Annotated in this window: 16 protein-coding genes and 1 pseudogene; 8 read left to right on the top strand and 9 right to left on the bottom strand. The window is 70.5% G+C overall.

Annotated elements, in window-relative coordinates; genetic code table 11:
- The first annotated feature begins 73 nt into the window (after positions 1–73).
- Entirely contained in the window at positions 74–244 is a 171-nt protein-coding gene (locus tag Z052_RS20985; protein WP_241897930.1) for a hypothetical protein, read from the top strand.
- Between the two features lie 4 nt (positions 245–248).
- Here the strand turns inward: Z052_RS20985 and Z052_RS11365 are convergent, their stop codons facing one another.
- The 3 genes and pseudogenes from Z052_RS11365 to Z052_RS11355 form a co-directional block, all read right to left on the bottom strand.
- On the bottom strand, positions 249–725 hold the full coding sequence (locus Z052_RS11365) for a PIN domain-containing protein (RefSeq protein ID WP_094519601.1): 477 nt from the start codon (positions 723–725) through the stop codon (positions 249–251).
- A pseudogene (locus tag Z052_RS21395) lies at positions 722–922 on the bottom strand (AbrB/MazE/SpoVT family DNA-binding domain-containing protein); the annotation flags it as partial. The pseudogene Z052_RS21395 and the gene Z052_RS11365, both read right to left, overlap by 4 nt.
- Before the next feature lie 12 nt (positions 923–934).
- A complete protein-coding gene (locus Z052_RS11355; RefSeq protein WP_049932410.1) occupies positions 935–1,804 on the bottom strand; it encodes a pantoate kinase in 870 nt (289 codons plus the stop codon).
- A 146-nt stretch (positions 1,805–1,950) separates the two neighbouring features.
- On the opposite strand from Z052_RS11355, the gene Z052_RS11350 reads away from it, so the two are divergent.
- The 4 genes from Z052_RS11350 to Z052_RS11335 all read left to right on the top strand — a co-directional run bounded on the left by Z052_RS11350 (position 1,951) and on the right by Z052_RS11335 (position 5,107).
- A complete protein-coding gene (locus tag Z052_RS11350) occupies positions 1,951–2,460 on the top strand; it encodes a zinc ribbon domain-containing protein (RefSeq protein WP_094519602.1) in 510 nt (169 codons plus the stop codon).
- A 122-nt stretch (positions 2,461–2,582) separates the two neighbouring features.
- Positions 2,583–3,419, top strand: a complete 837-nt coding sequence (locus Z052_RS11345; RefSeq protein WP_049932413.1) for a phosphatase PAP2 family protein — start codon at positions 2,583–2,585, stop codon at positions 3,417–3,419.
- A 153-nt stretch (positions 3,420–3,572) separates the two neighbouring features.
- A complete protein-coding gene (locus tag Z052_RS11340) occupies positions 3,573–4,058 on the top strand; it encodes a FlaD/FlaE family flagellar protein (protein ID WP_049932416.1) in 486 nt (161 codons plus the stop codon).
- On the top strand, positions 4,055–5,107 hold the full coding sequence (locus tag Z052_RS11335; RefSeq protein WP_049932418.1) for a hypothetical protein: 1,053 nt from the start codon (positions 4,055–4,057) through the stop codon (positions 5,105–5,107). The genes Z052_RS11340 and Z052_RS11335 overlap by 4 nt, the downstream gene beginning before the upstream one ends.
- A gap of 29 nt (positions 5,108–5,136) precedes the next feature.
- On the opposite strand, the gene Z052_RS11330 is transcribed toward Z052_RS11335, so the two are convergent.
- The 3 genes from Z052_RS11330 to sppA form a co-directional block, all read right to left on the bottom strand.
- The gene (locus Z052_RS11330) at positions 5,137–5,961 is read right to left on the bottom strand and encodes a shikimate dehydrogenase (RefSeq protein ID WP_094519603.1); all 825 of its coding nucleotides are present in this window, start codon (positions 5,959–5,961) and stop codon (positions 5,137–5,139) included.
- A gap of 97 nt (positions 5,962–6,058) precedes the next feature.
- On the bottom strand, positions 6,059–7,195 hold the full coding sequence (locus Z052_RS11325) for a DUF373 family protein (RefSeq protein WP_086216206.1): 1,137 nt from the start codon (positions 7,193–7,195) through the stop codon (positions 6,059–6,061).
- Positions 7,196–7,237: 42 nt separating this feature from the next.
- On the bottom strand, positions 7,238–8,173 hold the full coding sequence (sppA, locus tag Z052_RS11320; protein WP_094579992.1) for a signal peptide peptidase SppA: 936 nt from the start codon (positions 8,171–8,173) through the stop codon (positions 7,238–7,240).
- A gap of 154 nt (positions 8,174–8,327) precedes the next feature.
- Here sppA and Z052_RS11315 point away from each other — a divergent pair, with 154 nt between their 5' ends.
- A complete protein-coding gene (locus Z052_RS11315; protein ID WP_094519604.1) occupies positions 8,328–9,857 on the top strand; it encodes a uracil-xanthine permease family protein in 1,530 nt (509 codons plus the stop codon).
- Between the two features lie 132 nt (positions 9,858–9,989).
- Here the strand turns inward: Z052_RS11315 and Z052_RS11310 are convergent, their stop codons facing one another.
- Positions 9,990–10,913: a coiled-coil protein gene (locus Z052_RS11310; protein WP_094519605.1), complete on the bottom strand. Its 924-nt coding sequence runs from the start codon at positions 10,911–10,913 to the stop codon at positions 9,990–9,992.
- Between the two features lie 270 nt (positions 10,914–11,183).
- Entirely contained in the window at positions 11,184–11,864 is a 681-nt protein-coding gene (locus Z052_RS11305; RefSeq protein WP_094519606.1) for a 2,5-diamino-6-(ribosylamino)-4(3H)-pyrimidinone 5'-phosphate reductase, read from the bottom strand.
- A gap of 92 nt (positions 11,865–11,956) precedes the next feature.
- Between Z052_RS11305 and Z052_RS21235 the strand changes: the two genes are divergently transcribed.
- Positions 11,957–12,082, top strand: coding sequence for a hypothetical protein (locus Z052_RS21235; RefSeq protein ID WP_254921775.1), 126 nt, complete (start codon positions 11,957–11,959; stop codon positions 12,080–12,082).
- A gap of 39 nt (positions 12,083–12,121) precedes the next feature.
- Positions 12,122–12,544: a VOC family protein gene (locus tag Z052_RS11300; RefSeq protein ID WP_086216203.1), complete on the top strand. Its 423-nt coding sequence runs from the start codon at positions 12,122–12,124 to the stop codon at positions 12,542–12,544.
- 28 nt (positions 12,545–12,572) lie between these two features.
- Here Z052_RS11300 and metG read toward each other — a convergent pair whose 3' ends face one another.
- On the bottom strand, positions 12,573–14,723 hold the full coding sequence (gene metG, locus Z052_RS11295) for a methionine--tRNA ligase (RefSeq protein WP_094519607.1): 2,151 nt from the start codon (positions 14,721–14,723) through the stop codon (positions 12,573–12,575).
- Between the last annotated feature and the right edge of the window lie 129 nt (positions 14,724–14,852).

Here is a 14,852-nt window from a genome sequence, read left to right as displayed (position 1 = left end):
ACCGGTCGTCGCGATCGGACGGGACGGGGAGATACAACTGTGCGAGGGGTTCCACCGGGCGGCGGTCGCGTCCGTGTTCGAACTCGACGAGATTACGGTGAACGTCCTGTGTCGCCACGAGGAGTGGCAACGGATCCGGGACCGGATCGCCTCCGATCCGTCCGCGGCCCGGAGTCAAGAACCGCCGATCGAACCCCGCGAACACCCGGACTTGCGGGACCTCTTTCCGGACGAAACCCGGTAACCGATCATGCGGGAGACACGGTCAGCGACGGGAAGTACGTCGAGTAGAACTCCTCGTCGAAGCTGACCAGTCCGTCGCAGTCGACTGCGGCGTGCGCGCCGATGAGGAAATCGGCGGCGACGTGCTGGCGCGGTGAGAGCGACTTGCCGCACGCCTCGCAGTCGACGGACCGCTTCTCACCGCACGCGGGACACTGGATTCCGTCCGGACAGCGGTCCACGTATTCCCGGAACCGCTCGCCCGCGGCGAAGCGCGCCTCGCGCGAGGGTTCGGTCACGTCGACGCTGAAGTCCGCGAGAAAGCGATCGAGGTCGGCGGCCGATGCGAAGCGGCCGTCGGCCGCGAGTTCGGCGTAGACGACGGGCGCGGCAACGACCGCTCCGTCTCGATACGCGCGCCTGAGCGCCGCCTCGCTTGCGTCAGCGCGTTCGTCGTCGTACAGCAGCCCGAGGAACGCGTGCGTGTCGACCGCCGTCGTCACGGGTCGGCACCCGTCGTCCCGCCGTCGGAACCCTCGTCGGTTTCTGGTGGGCCATCGACCTCTCGCGGGTACTCGCCGCGGAGTCGACGCATCCGCTCCGGCATCGTCTCGTTGCTGTCGGCGCTGCCGCGATGCTTCTCGAAGAGGTCGTCGCCGTCTTCTGTGGTCGTCGCCCGCTTCTGGAGCCGATACTCGGATCCGAGGCGCCCTCAGTCGTCAACGAGCCGCGCGCCCGCGGCGTCGATCCGGCAGGCCTCGGGGTCGTAGCCCGCGTCGGAGAGCCCGGTGCCGAGCGCGAAGACGGTGCGGCCGAGCATCGCCATCGCGGCCTCGCCGCCGGCCGCGTCGACCGCGTCGATCGCCTCGGCCACCTCGGGAACGAGGAGATCAGCCTCGCCGGCGAATCCGCGGGCCGCGTCCATCAGCGTCGGGAGCCGCGGGTCCGCCCGAAGCCGGTCGAGCGCGTCCTCGCCGGCCGCCGAGAGGGCGTCCGTGTCGCCGCCGAGTACCTCCTCGGTCGACAGCTCGCCGAACGTGACGTACTCGACGCGCGCGCTCGCCGGCACACCGTCGAGCTCGCCGACGCCCGGCGCGCCGGGTTCGAGCCGGACCGGGACCCCGCCGCGCGCCTGCGCGACCACGTCGCCGAGGCCGGTCCCGCGGTCGACCTCCGCGGCGTGGGCGACGCGGACGAGCTCGTTCTCGGAGCGCCCCCGGTCGAACGCGTCGTTCGCCGCGAGCGCGGCCCCGAGCGCCGCGGCGCCCGAGACGCCGAAGCCCGCGCCGATCGGGAGGTCGGTCTCGACCGCCACGTCGGCGGCGGTCGCGTCCAGTTCGGCGAGCACGTCGTCGACCGCGCCGATCGAACCGACCTCGCCGTCGATGGTCGTCTCCCCAGCGGCGGCGTCGTCCGCCACCGTGTCCCCGTCGTCCGCCGCCGACACTCGGACCGTCACGCCGTCGGTGAGCGTCACGCCCGCGCCGCGCGACCCGGCGACGGTCGGGTCGTCGTCGCGGTGCGCGCTGAAGAAGGCGGTGACGTGACCCGGGACGAACGCGGTCGCCCGCTGGCTGCTCATGTCGCGGCCGACGACCGGGCGGCGATTAACGGTTGTTATCCGCGACGGGATCCCCGGGGCGTCCGCGCGACGAGAGCGACCGCCCGGCCGCGGTCGCTCGGTGCGACACCGCAGGCCTAAGTACGGGCCGATCGAACCCGGGCCGTATGCGAAGCCAGTTGCGTCCCGTCCTCGCCGCCGTGCTCGCGCTGGTCCTCCCGGGGCTCGGCCACCTCTCGCTGCGCCGGTGGGGCCGGGCGCTGCTGTGGCACCTGACGATCATCGGCGGCGGCGTCGCGCTGTTTGCCCTGTACGACGTCGAACCGGTCGACCCTCTCGCCGACCCCGCGGCGGTGTCGGCCGCGGTCCCCCCGGACGTGGCGCTGCCGATCGCGCTCCTGTCGCTGCTGTCGGCGCTCGACGCGTACCTCGTCGGCCGGACCGTCGTCGCGGAGCGCGAGCGCGCCGCCACCGCCGAGGCGATGCGGCGTCAGGTCGAGCGCGCCGACGGCGACGACGGGGCGGGAGCCGGTCACGCCGCGCCGGTCGCGGCCGTGAGCGGCGAGGACGGCGAGTCCGTCGACGTGACCTGTCCCAACTGCGGCAAGGAGATCGACGCCGACCTCGAATTCTGTCACTGGTGTACCGAGCCGCTCCCGTGGGCAGAGTCGGACTGAGTCGACGGGGCGGTGCGGAGCGCGGCGGTCGTCGGAGACGCGGACCGACCCACCGCTACCGAGGGAGTAATACCGGTCCGGTCCTGGCCTCGTACCGACGGATGACGGGTGAGACGTAGTCGATGATCGAGCAACTCCCGGTCGAGTTCCTCCGGCTCCTCGGCGTCGTCCTCGCCGCCGTGGTCGCCGCGTTCGCCGCGCTGCTACCGGCGTGTGTCGGCCGCGATCGAGTCCGGAGCGTCCTCGCGGACCGCGAACTGCTCCGCGAGCGCGCGCGCAGAATCGCGCCGTACGTCGGCGGACTCGCGCTCGTGCTCGCCGTCAACAAGGGCCTGCTTCGACGGCTGGAAGCGTTCTCGTTCGAGTACGGCTACCGCGCGACGACTGCCATCTACGCTGTGGAGGGCGACCTCGTGGCCGCGATACAGGACGCGATCCCGCGGGCCGCGGTGTACTACTTCGGACCGATATACGTCGTCGGCTACGTCGTGTTGCTCTCGTTCCCGCTCGTGGCGTACGCGTTCGCCCGGAATCTGCGACCGCTGAAGCGACTGATCGCGGCGTACGCGGTCAACTACGCGTTCGCGATCGCCTGCTACGCCGGGGTCGTCGCGTACGGTCCGCGCAGCTACCGCGACGTGCCCGGTGCCGACCAGAGCGCCGCGAGCGTCGAGCCGCTCCTCCTCGACTGGTTCCGCGGCGTGACGCGGCTGACGGCGCGAGTGAACGTCGAGACGAACGTCTTCCCCTCGCTTCACACCGCGCTGTCGGTGACGGTGCTGCTCGCGGCCGTCTTTACCCACGAGGAGTTCCCGCGGTGGACGCCAGTGGCCGCGTTCCTCACCGCGAGCATCGTGGTGGCGACGATGTTCCTCGGGATCCACTGGGCGACCGACGTGGTCGCCGGGACCGCACTCGCCGCCGGCAGCGTCGCGCTCGCGAACCGCGTCGTCGACTGAGCGGCCGCACACGGTCCGCGCACGAGCGCGCGGCGAGCGCTCCCGGCGCCGGTCGTGCCACCACGACGTTTCTCACCGCTGATAACCGAGGCCTAACTATCATATGACCCCGCCGTGAGGATTCGGGTACGGACGCGAACGACGGACGGAAACATGAGTCTGAATCCACGACGATACGACGTACGGGAGCTGCGCCGGATCGCGGACGCGCCGCGAGACGGTGCGGACGGGGCGCCTCGGGAGCGGGCGCTCCGGCGGCCGAACCGGAACCGAGCCGAGCAGGCGGCGCGCTCGGCCGCGTTCACGGAGCTGCTCCAGCGTCAGCGTGGTGCGCGGTTCGACGGCGACGACCCCGCGGATCGGCCGTACCTGACGGCGATCCCGGCGTCGCCCGCGGCGGAACGCGAGATCGGCGAGTGGCTCGGCTACCTCGTCGACGTCGGCGGCCACGTGCGGAGCCGGGACGTGCTGTCCTACTACGGCGAGCTCGACTGGGTCGGCGACGACGCGGTCGCGGCGCTGACGCGCCGGCTGGAGGGGTTCGACGCCCCGACGCGCGACCGGCCGTTCACGCCGGCGGACCACCGGATCAGTCTCGTCTCCATCGTCCGGATCGCTTCGTGTGCGAGTGACCAATGAGCGACGACGAATCCACGGACATCAACGAATCGGACGAATCGGCAGCGGTCGGCGTAAAACTCGGCAGCACCCGAACGGTGCTCGACGTTCCCGACGGGCGGGGCGGACGGGAGCGCCACTCGGTGCTGACCTGTCTGGCGACCTACGAGGACGCCATCACCGGCGAAGAAAAGGTGCTGTTCGGCGAGGAGGCCGCGGTCGAGTACCCCGACCGCGTGCGCTTCATGCTGCGGTCAGGCCTCCCCGAGGACGACGACAGCGTCGCGGACGCAGAGCGCTTCTTCGAGGCCATCGTAGATGCCTACGACGTGCCCGAGGACAGCGCGGTCGTCTACGCGGTGCCGACCATCGACAACGAGGCGGGCGTCGAGAACCTCAAGTCGGTGATCGAGGGCTCCTCCATCGGCCAGGTCGAGACCCGGAGCTACCCCGAGTCGCTGTGCGGGGCGATCCCCGCCTACGGCGACGACCTTGACGCGATCGACGAGGTGTTCGTCTCGGTGAACCTCGGGTCGACGACGATGGAGGCGTGCGCCTACCGGCGCGGCGAGCAGCTCTCGCCGTTCTCGACCGGCTCGGTGACGGGTAACGAGGTCGACCGCCGGATCGTCGCCGCCGTCGAGGAGGAGAGCCAGGGCCGCGTCCACATCGACCGGACGACCGCCCGCGAGTATAAAGAGGAGCACGCGGACGTGTACGACTTCGAGCCGTTCACAGACGTGATCCAGCAGCCGGGCGGCGGAAGCCACGAGTTCACCGTCGACCGGGGCGTCCGCGAGCCGGTCGACCGGTACATCGACGAGGCGGTCGACGTCGTCGCCAACGAGTTCCTCCCGGAGCTCGCGAACGACCACATGAAACCATACCAGCTGGCGCTCGGGCGCCCCCTCGCCGCAACCGGCGGCATGGCGTGTATCCCCGGGCTCACCGAGGAGTTCGAGAAGCGCCTCGCCGAGGAGCTCGACCGCGACGTTGAGGTCGTCTCCCCCGACAGCCCCGCGACCGCGGCCGCGGAGGGCGCGGCGCGGATCGCGGAACGGCTGGTCTGAGCGGCGAACCTCCCGTCCCGAACCCTTCCTTACTCCAACGCAGCCCGCAGCGCCGCGTTCATCGCGTCGACCGGCGCGTCCTCGGCGGTCCAGATCTCGAACGCCTCGACGCCCTGATACAGCAGCATCCACGCGCCGTCGACGGTCGTCGCGCCCGCGGCGGCGGCCTCCCGCAGCAGCCGCGTCTCGACGGGCGCGTACACCGCGTCGAGGACCGCGAGGTCCCCGTGGAGGTGTTCCGCGGGGACGGGCGTCTCGTCGGGCGCCTCCATTCCGACGCTCGTCGCGTTGACCAGGAGGTCCGCGGCGGCGACGCGCTCACCGAGGTCGTCGAGGCCGCCGCCGGTCGCGTCCGGAACCGCGTCGGCCAGCTCGACGGCCCGCTCCGCGGTGCGGTTCGCGACGTGGACCGTCGCGCCCGCGTCGGCCAGCGCGAACGCGGCCGCCCGTCCCGCGCCGCCCGCCCCGACGACGAGCGCGTCTCGCCCGTCGACCGCCACGTCGTGGTGCGCGAGCGCCCGGGTCACCCCGGCGGCGTCCGTGTTGTGGCCGCGCGGCCGGTCGGCCTCGCCGGCCCGGACCGGCCCGTAGTCGACCGTGTTGACCGCGCCGATGCGCGCGGCGAGCGGGGCGGCGTCGACCGCGTCGAGGGCGTCGCGCTTGAACGGCACCGTGACGTTGAGCCCCGCCACTCCGAGGTCGGCCGCGCCCGTGATCGCCGCGGCCGCGGCGTCGGCGTCCGGCTCGAAGGTGACGTACCGCGCGTCGAGGCCGAGCGCCTCGTAGCCCGCCTCGTGTAGCGACGGCGACAGCGAGTGCTCGACCGGGTTCCCGATCAGTCCGTAAACGTCCATGCCCGCCCCCGCGGCCGCGACCGACAAAAGGCGGTCGGTCGGACGACGCGTCCGCGGTCTACCCGTGCCCTCGCGGCTGAACGTCTCGTCCGGCCGTCTACTCGCGCTGCCCCTCGGCGTCTCGGTCCGCGTCGATGACGTCTTCGAGGGTCTCGGTGCCGACGTCGCTGGCGACCTTGACGCCGACGAGCGACACGACGATTCCGCCGACGATGAACGCCGCCAGCTGCTGGACCGGAGTCATCGCCATCCCGTACGCCGACAGCGGCTGCCGGATCGCCTCCTGGGCGAGGAAGTAGCCCGCGAACCCGCGGACGACGAGGGCCACCGCGGCGATGACGAACGGGAGGTTGAGGTACGGCGTCCGGATCCCCTCGTCGCGGATCAGCTCGTCGAGCAGCCGCCCGACGGCCGCGGTCACGCCGGCGACCGCGAACCACGGGACCGCGACGAAGGTGAACTCCACGACCTCGACGAGCCGGGGCGATCCGGGGGCCAGCTCCGAGGCGGCGAGGAAGCCGAAGAAGCCGCCGACCAGGGCGAGCCCCCCGGCGACGACGTACGTCACGACCGACACCTGTCCGGCGTACAGCGCCTCGCGGACGCGCTCGGGCATCCCCGCCATCAGCCGGTCGATCGCGAGCCCCTTGTACAGCAGCGCGGCGCCGAGCAGCCCGGCGACGCCCGCGACCGCCTCGCCCGCGGAGAACCAGGCGAACAGCGCGGGCACGAGGAGCAGCGCGACCCCGACGGGGACCAACACCGTCGACCGCAGCTGCTCGTCGGCGAGGAACTGCTTGAGGAGGTAGTAGGTGGACTCGATGTCGCGGGCCTGCCGGACGACGACGCGGTCGACGGAGTCGACGGGGACCCGCGACTCCACGACCGGGAGGACGCGCTCGTCCTCGGCGGAGTCGACGACGACGATCGCGGCCCGCGGGTCGTACCGCTCCACGAGGTCGTCGAGCTGGGAGGCGATAGAGCGGTCGGCGCCGACCGCCGTGTCGCTCTCGGCGGAGACGACCGCCACCACCGACTCCTCGCGCTCGTCCCTGAGGTCGCGCGCGACGCGAAGCGACTCCAGCAGGCAGTTCACGCTGGCGTCCTCGGGGTCGTCCAGCCCGGCGTCCGTGACCAGCGACCGGACGGCCTCCCAGCCGGCGACCGGCATCGGGACGTTGGTGGCGCGGCCGATCGCCCCGGAGCGGTCGACGCAGATGACCAGCGTCGTCACGTGTCGACTCACACCGCGACCGGACAAAAATCCTCCCCGTCGCTAGCGGAACTCCACGTCGATGTCGCCGCCGTCGTCGACGAAGGCGTCCGCGACGCCGCTCCCGGCGGCGAACGCGACCCGCTCGGCGCCGATACCGAGCCGCTCCGCCAGTCCGCGCTCCGGCGTGAACTCGCGCACTTCCGGCTCCGCGCCGATCAGCTCCGCGAGCCGGTCCTCCACGTCGTCCTCGGTCCCGAGTTCGTCGACGAGCCCGATCTCCGCGGCGTCGTCGCCGAGGTACACGCGCGCCTCGGTCTCCCGGATCTCTTCGGGGTCCATGTCGCGCCCCTCGCTCACGGTCTCGACGAACTGCTCGTAGTAGCCGTCGATGATCCCTTGGAGGTACTCGCGTTCCTCCTCCTCGATCTCCTTCAGCGGGACGCCGGCGTCCTTGTACTCCCCGGCGGTGAACTGCTCGTAGGAGATCCCCAGCTTGTCGGCGAGCCCCTTCGCGTTCGGTCGGGAGCCGACGACGCCGATGGAGCCGACGAGGCTGGCGTCGCGTGCCCACAGCTCGTCGCAGCCGCTCGCGATCCAGTACCCCCCGGAGGCGCAGGTGTCGGTCGCGTACGCCACGGTCGGCCCGTCGAAGGCGGCGGCGGCCCGCCGGATGTCGTCGCTCGGGACGACCTCGCCGCCGGGCGTATTGAGCTCGACGAGCAGCGCCTCGACGTCCTCGTCGTCGTCGGCCGCCTCGATCTGCTCGACCACGTCGTCGGCGGTCGCGCCGCCGGGGCCCGAAAGCGGCGAGGGTCGCCCCTGACTTCGCCTGATCGGCCCCGACACGGTCACCTTCGCGGCGTTGTACTCGTCGGCGTCACCGAACCGCCCGCCGGTGAGCCGCGAGAGCACCGCTCGGCCCGCGATCGTCGTCGCCGCGCCCACCGCGGCGGCCACGAGCAATCCCTTCCGTCCGTTCGCCGGCGCGTCGTCCATACCGTCGGTTAGGCGCGGGACCGTTTATATATACTGTCGCCGGCCGACGCGCGTCGCGGAGCTACCGCGGCACAGCACCGTACCTCCCAACGGGCCGACCCGCGCCCGCCAAGGGCCGAATTTTTGTACCCCTGCGTCGATGAACGCCACAGGAATGGGAGGGAACGAGGACGACGACGCGTTCGTTCGGTACGGCATCGACGACAGACCACCGCTCGGGAGGTCGCTTCTGCTGGGCGCGCAACACTACCTCACGATGGTCGGGGCGAACATCGCCGTGCCCCTCATCCTCGCCGGCGCGATGGGCATGCCGGAGTCGGTCATCCCCCGCTTCGTCGGCACGTTCTTCGTCGTGTCGGGGATCGCGACGCTCGCGCAGACGACGTTCGGCAACCGCTACCCGATCGTTCAGGGCGCGCCGTTCTCGATGCTCGCGCCCGCGCTCGCGGTCATCGGCGTCGTGACGGCGAACCCGCCGGCCGGCATCGAGGCCTGGCGGGCCGCCCTGTTACAGCTTCAGGGCGCGATCATCGTCGCCGCGCTCGCCGAGGTCGCGGTCGGCTACTTCGGCCTCGTCGGTCGACTGCGGAAGGGTCTCTCGCCGGTCGTCATCGTCCCGGTCATCGTCCTCATCGGTCTCTCCCTGTTCAACGCCCCCGAGATCACCACGGCCGATCAGAACTGGTGGCTCGTCGGCCTGACGCTGGTCGCCATCGTCCTGTTCTCGCAGTACCTCGGCGCGCGGTCCAAGCTGTTCCAGCTGTTTCCGGTTCTCCTCGGCATCGTCGTCGCGTGGGTACTCGCGGCGTCCCTCTCGGTTCTCGGCGTCTTCGGACCGGAGACGCCGGGTTACGTCGACTTGGCGAGCGTCGCTGCCGCCGACCCAGTTCACCTCGTCTACCCGCTTCAGTGGGGCGTGCCGAGCGTCACGCCGGCGTTCGTCATCGGGATGCTCGCCGGCGTCGCCGCCTCGATCGTCGAGTCCATCGGCGATTACCACGCCGTCGCCCGGCTCTCCGGCATGGGCGCCCCCAGCAGCGAGCGGATGACGCACGGGATCGGGATGGAGGGGCTGATGAACGTCTTCTCCGGGGTGATGGGGACCGGCGGGTCGACCTCGTACTCCGAGAACGTCGGCGCCATCGGTCTCACCGGCGTGGCCTCGCGGTACGTCGTCCAGATCGGCGCCGCGCTCATGATCCTCGTCGGGTTCGTCGGCTACTTCGGCCAGCTCGTCGCCACCGTCCCGAGCCCGATCATCGGCGGACTCTACATCGCCATGTTCGCCCAGATCGTCGGCGTCGGGCTCTCGAACCTCAAGTACGTCGACCTCGACTCCTCGCGCAACATCTTCGTCGTCGGTATCGCGATGTTCACCGGACTGGCCGTCCCGGAGTACATGCGGAGCGTCGGGGGCGCGGACGCCCTCCAGCAGGGGCTGGTCGAGGTCTTCCTGTTCGGCCCGCTCCTCGGGGCCGACGTGGTCGCGAACACGGTCTACGTCATCGGGTCGACGGGGATGGCGGTCGGCGGGGTCGTGGCGTTCCTCCTCGACAACTCGATCCCGGGAACGGCCGCGGAGCGGGGCCTCACCGCGTGGGAGGACGCGACCGAGGCGGACGCGGAGTTCACATCTGCGTACGACCGCTTCGTCGCCGAGGACGAGCCGACGCGCACCGACTGAACGGCGTCGAGCCGAGCCGTTCGGTCGGGATCGCCAATCCTCGGCGGACCCCCGTCGACCTGCGCGTGGCGGGCGACGGACCCGTCGCTCGGCGCGTCGCAGAAGAACCGCAGAAAGGTCGCGTCGCCCGGCTTACAGGAGGCCGGTCTTCTGGAGCTTCATCAGGTCCTCGGTGTCGAGCGTCTCGCCCTCCTTGAACTTCTGATAGATCTCCTCGGCCTCTTCCTTCTCCTCTTCGCGCTTCTCGGCGCGCTCGTCCTCCCGCTCTTCTTCCTCCTTCTTGTCGAGCTCGCGCAGGCGCTTCTGGACGCGGACGAAGTCCTCGTGGTGGCGGTCGGCCGCCTCCTGGGCCTCGACGAACAGCTCGTGCATCTCGTCGGCCTCGTCGCGGATGTCGTCGGCCTCGCGGTAGGCCTCGATCATCTGGTTGTGGTGTTCCTGGGCCTTGTCCGCGAGCTCCGTCACCTTCTGGTGGTGCTGGGACGCCTCGGAGCGGACCTCCTCGGCCTCCTCGACGAGGTCGTCGAGCTCGCTCGTGTCGTCGACCTTCTCTTTCTTCTCGGCGAGCTTCTCGCGTTTGTCGTCGATCTTCTCGATGAGATCGCGCTCGTCTTCGGCGTCGAGCACTTCGGTCTGCTGGCGGAACTCGAGGTCCTCGATCTCCTCTTCGAGCTCCTCGATGGACTTACCGGAGCCGAGTTCGAGGTCCTGTTTGAGCTCCTCGACCTCGTCGAACAGCTCGTTGGCCTCGGCGTTGAGCTCGTTGCGCTTGTCCTTGTGCTCCTGGACCTGCTCGTTGAGCTCGTCGCGCTGTTCGCGGTGTTCCTGGGCCTCGTCGACCTTCTCTCGCGTCTTCGCGTTGAGGTCGTCGCGCTTGGAGGCGCGCTCGGACGCCATCTGGTTCAGCTCGTTGCGTCGGTCTCGCAGCTGCCCGGCGCGTTTGATGAGCTGCCCCTTGGAGCCGTTGTCCAAGTCGTCCTCAGAAAGGTCCACGTTGTCCGCCTCGTCCATCGGTTCCACGTCGTACTGCTCGATGACTTCTTCTTTCGTTACCATTTGTTATCTCTCCATCACCGCTCCGGCGATAGCGGACGCTCGCTGTGGTGCGTCGGGCCGTCTGCAAGAACTCCCGTTCATTTCAGCGTGCGATTCCACCAGCGCCAGAGGCGTTCTGGTACCCGCAACTACCTGCGGACGGCATATAAATACTTCGGTGATTTTCGTGTACACCGGTGGCACGGCGCGTGTACTCCGCGATTTCGTGGTTACCGTTCACACGCCCCGGGCCGCGTCCCCCTGCTCACGACTCGCCTCGCGTCCCCCTGCTCACGACTCGCCGCCGCCACCGCCGACCTCGTACGAGAGGACGATCCCGTCGTCGAACCGCTCCGTCTCCGCGAGCGTCAGGTCGGGGAACTCCTCGGTGAACCCGGCCCCGTCCGCCAGCGTCGGCGCGTCGCGGCCGCCGATCACGAACGAGCCGACGTAGACGTGGAGTTCGTCGACGAGGCCGGCCTCGAAACACGAGAAGATCACCTCGCCGCCCCCCTCGACCATCAGCCGGTCGACACCGCGGTCCGCGAGCGTCTCGAACCCCTCGGCGACGTCGACGCGCTCCTCGCCGGCGACGATCACCTCCGCGCCGGCGTCGGCGAGCTCGCTCCGCCGGTCGCGGTCGGTCGCGGCCGAGACGAGGAGGTACGTCGTCGCCGCGTCGTCTAAGATTCGGGCGTCGGTCGGCGTCCGCCCGGTCGAGTCCACCACGACGCGCGCGGGGTCGCCCGGTCGCCCGTTCTGGAGCCGCCCCACGCGACGGTCCTCCTCGTCGAGGGTGAGGTGCGGATCGTCCGCGAGGACGGTGCCGACGCCCACGAGCACCGCGTCCGCGGCCGCCCTGACCCGGTCGACCCGGTCGAAGTCCTCCGGGCCGGAGATCCGGAGCTGTTCCCGGCGGCGGGTGGCGAGCTTCCCGTCGACGCTCTGGGCCGCGTTGACGACCACGTGCATACCGGAGGGTCGGCCGGCGGCGGAATGGTCGTTTCGGTCCCGGGGGGTCGCTCGTCCGAAGGTATATCGGTCGCGACGCCGAAACGACGGTGATGCGGACCTCGACGCTCCTGATACTGGTCGGCGCGCTCCTGTTCGTTCTCCCGCTCCCGGGGACGTTCGTTCTCGGCGCGCTGGTCGTCCTCGCCGGCCTCGTCGCTCGCCTGTTCGGGCTCTGAGGCGACACGGTTTCCCCGGCGCCGGCCGAGCGCCTACCCGTGTCCGACCCAACCGCCCACCACGTCGGGATCACCGTCGCCAACTTGGACCGCGCCGTCGACTTCTACGCCGAGACGTTCGGCCTCGACCTCGTCGCCGAGTTCGCGGTCGGCGGCGACGCCTTCGCCGAGGCGGTCGCCGTCGAGGACGCGTCGGCCGAGTTCGCCCACCTCGACGCCGGCGGCTCGATAGTCGAGCTCGTCGAATACGAGCCGGTCGGCGAGGAGAGCCCCGACCCGCCGGAGCTGAACCGTCCCGGGGCGACGCACCTCGGCCTCTCCGTCGACGACGTGGAGGCGTTCTACGACGGCCTCGCGGACGACGTGGAGACGCTGAGCCCGCCTCGGACCACCGAGAGCGGGACCACCGTCCTGTTCGTCAGGGACCCCGAGGGGAACCTGATAGAAGTGCTCGACGCCTGAGCGGCGCTGCGCCGGCCGGTCCGTCGCCTCACTTCACCTTCGTGCCCGGTCCGGCGCCCTCGTAGGTGGTGAGGAGGTCGGCCTCCTCGCCGGCCGCGAGGACCATCCCGTTGGACTCGACGCCGAACAGCTCCGCCTTCTCCATGTTCGCGAGCACGATCACCTTCGTGTCGGGCAGGTCGTCGACGTCGTGGAGCTGCTTGAGCCCCGCAACGATCGTCCGGGTCTCCGCGCCGAGGTCGACGGTGAGCTTCAGCAGCTCGTCGGCGCCGTCGATCCCGACCGCGTCCTCGATCCGCCCGACGCGGATGTCCAGTTCTTGGAAGTCGTCGAAGCTGATGCGGTCGTCGCTGAGGGGTTCGATGTCGGTCATGTCGGTGTCGTCGGCGTCGGCTTCGTCGGCGTTCGCGTCGGTTCCGTCGTCGTCGGTCGCGTCCGCGTCGTCGTCGCGCTCCTCGTCGCCGTCGTCCGCTTCCGCCTCGGCGACGCGCGCTTCGAGCTTCTCGTTGAGCGCCTCGACGCGCTCGTCTTCGATCTGTTCGAACAGCTCAGTCGGCTCGCTCAGGTCGCCCGCCGGGCCCTCCCGTGCCGCCTCGACGGTGGTCTCGTGGACGGAGCCGGGCTCGCCGAGCTGCTCCCAGAGTCGTTCGCTCTTCTCGGGGCCCAGCGGCTCGAAGAGGACCCCGATCGCCTTCGCGAGCGCGACGCAGTCGTAGATGACCTGTTCCGCCTCGTCGGGGGCCTCGTCGACGAGCTTCCACGGCTCGTTGCGCTGGATGTACTCGTTGCCGTACCGCGCGAGGTCGGTGACCGCGTCGCCCAGCGCCCGCACGGAGTAGTCGTTGACCGCGGCGGCCACGTCGTCGACCGCCTCGTCGATCCGCGCCGCCACGTCGTCGCTCGGGGCGTCGGCGTCGGGGCCGCCCTCGAAGTTGCGGTGGGCGAACAGCAGCGAGCGGTAGAGGAAGTTGCCGACGGTCCCCACGAGCTCGGTGTTGACGCGCTCGGCGAACTTCTCCCACGAGAAGTCCACGTCCTGCTGGAACCCGCCGTTGGTGGCGAGGTAGTAGCGCAGCGGGTCCGGGTGGAACCCCTCGTCGAGGTACTCGTCGGCCCAGACCGCGCGGTCGCGGCTGGTCGAGAACCCCTTCCCGTCGAGGGTGACGAACCCGCTCGCCATCACCGCGCGCGGCTCCGCGTGGTCGGTCGCCTCCAGCATCGCGGGCCAGAATATCGTATGGTGCTGGATGATGTCGCGGCCGATCACGTGGACGATCTCGCCGCCCTCGGGGTGGTCGTCGCTGGCGCCCTCCTTCCAGGCCGCCTCCCAGTCGAACGCGTCCGCGCCGACGCGCTCGGAGTACTGCTTCGTCGAGGAGATGTACTCGATCGGGGCGTCGACCCAGACGTAGAGGACGAGGTCCTGCGGGTTCCCGCCGGGCAGGTCGATCCCCCAGTCCATGTCGCGGGTAATACACCAGTCCTGGAGCCCCTGCTCGATCCACTCGCGAGGCTGGTTGCGGGCGTTCGAGGTGCCCTCCAGCCGGTCGAGAAAGTCGGAGAGGTAGTCGGCGAACTCCGAGACCGCGAAGAACTGGTGGGTGCGCTCGCGGTACTCCGCCGGGTTGCCGGTGATCGTCGACTCGGGGTCCTCGACCTCGCCGGGTTCGAGGTGGCGCTGGCACCCCTCGTCGCACTCGTCGCCGCGGGCGTGCGCGCCGCAGTAGGGGCAGGTCCCCTCGACGTAGCGGTCCGGGAGGTACTGGTCGTCGACGGGGTCGTACGCGACCATGATCTCCTTCTCGTAGAGGTGGCCCGCCTCGTCGAGGTCGCGGACGAGCTCCTGAGTCACCGCCGTGTTCGTCTCGTCGTGGGTGTGGCCGTAGTTGTCGAACTCGACGTTGAACTTCGGGAACGTCTCCGCGTAGCGCTCGTGCCAGTCGAGCGCGAACGCCTCCGGGGAGACGCCCTCCTGCTCGGCGTTGACCGCGACCGGCGTGCCGTGCATGTCGGAGCCGGAGACGAACGCGGTCTCCTGCCCGAGTCGTTCGAGCGCGCGGCTGTACACGTCGCCGCCGACGTAGGTGCGGAGGTGACCGATGTGGAGGTCGCCGTTGGCGTACGGCAGCCCACAGGTCACCACCGCCGGGTCGGCCGTGGGGAAGTCGTCGTGGCTCATGTGGTGTGTGTATGTCGTATGTCGGTCGATCGGGTCTAAAGCCCGCTGGTTCTGGGCCGTCGCGGCCGGCTCGGGAACTGGTCACACCGCGGCCGGGTCGACGGTCCGGGCGCTGCGGAAGGGCGGCGG

Origin of the sequence: Halorubrum sp. C191 (assembly GCF_002727095.1) — an archaeon.
GTDB lineage: Archaea > Halobacteriota > Halobacteria > Halobacteriales > Haloferacaceae > Halorubrum > Halorubrum ezzemoulense.
This window is presented reverse-complemented; position numbering and strand designations above follow the sequence as displayed.

What these genes read in the sequence shown, in the direction of transcription:
- Z052_RS11355 (WP_049932410.1), bottom strand. Translation starts at nt 1,804, where the DNA reads ATGAGCAGCCAGCGGGCGACCGCGTTCGTCCCGGGTCACGTCACCGCC.
- Z052_RS11350 (WP_094519602.1), top strand. Translation starts at nt 1,951, where the DNA reads ATGCGAAGCCAGTTGCGTCCCGTCCTCGCCGCCGTGCTCGCGCTGGTC.
- Z052_RS11345 (WP_049932413.1), top strand. Translation starts at nt 2,583, where the DNA reads ATGATCGAGCAACTCCCGGTCGAGTTCCTCCGGCTCCTCGGCGTCGTC.
- Z052_RS11340 (WP_049932416.1), top strand. Translation starts at nt 3,573, where the DNA reads ATGAGTCTGAATCCACGACGATACGACGTACGGGAGCTGCGCCGGATC.
- Z052_RS11335 (WP_049932418.1), top strand. Translation starts at nt 4,055, where the DNA reads ATGAGCGACGACGAATCCACGGACATCAACGAATCGGACGAATCGGCA.
- Z052_RS11330 (WP_094519603.1), bottom strand. Translation starts at nt 5,961, where the DNA reads ATGGACGTTTACGGACTGATCGGGAACCCGGTCGAGCACTCGCTGTCG.
- sppA (WP_094579992.1), bottom strand. Translation starts at nt 8,173, where the DNA reads ATGGACGACGCGCCGGCGAACGGACGGAAGGGATTGCTCGTGGCCGCC.
- Z052_RS11315 (WP_094519604.1), top strand. Translation starts at nt 8,328, where the DNA reads ATGGGAGGGAACGAGGACGACGACGCGTTCGTTCGGTACGGCATCGAC.
- Z052_RS11310 (WP_094519605.1), bottom strand. Translation starts at nt 10,913, where the DNA reads ATGGTAACGAAAGAAGAAGTCATCGAGCAGTACGACGTGGAACCGATG.
- Z052_RS11305 (WP_094519606.1), bottom strand. Translation starts at nt 11,864, where the DNA reads ATGCACGTGGTCGTCAACGCGGCCCAGAGCGTCGACGGGAAGCTCGCC.
- Z052_RS21235 (WP_254921775.1), top strand. Translation starts at nt 11,957, where the DNA reads ATGCGGACCTCGACGCTCCTGATACTGGTCGGCGCGCTCCTGTTCGTT.
- metG (WP_094519607.1), bottom strand. Translation starts at nt 14,723, where the DNA reads ATGAGCCACGACGACTTCCCCACGGCCGACCCGGCGGTGGTGACCTGT.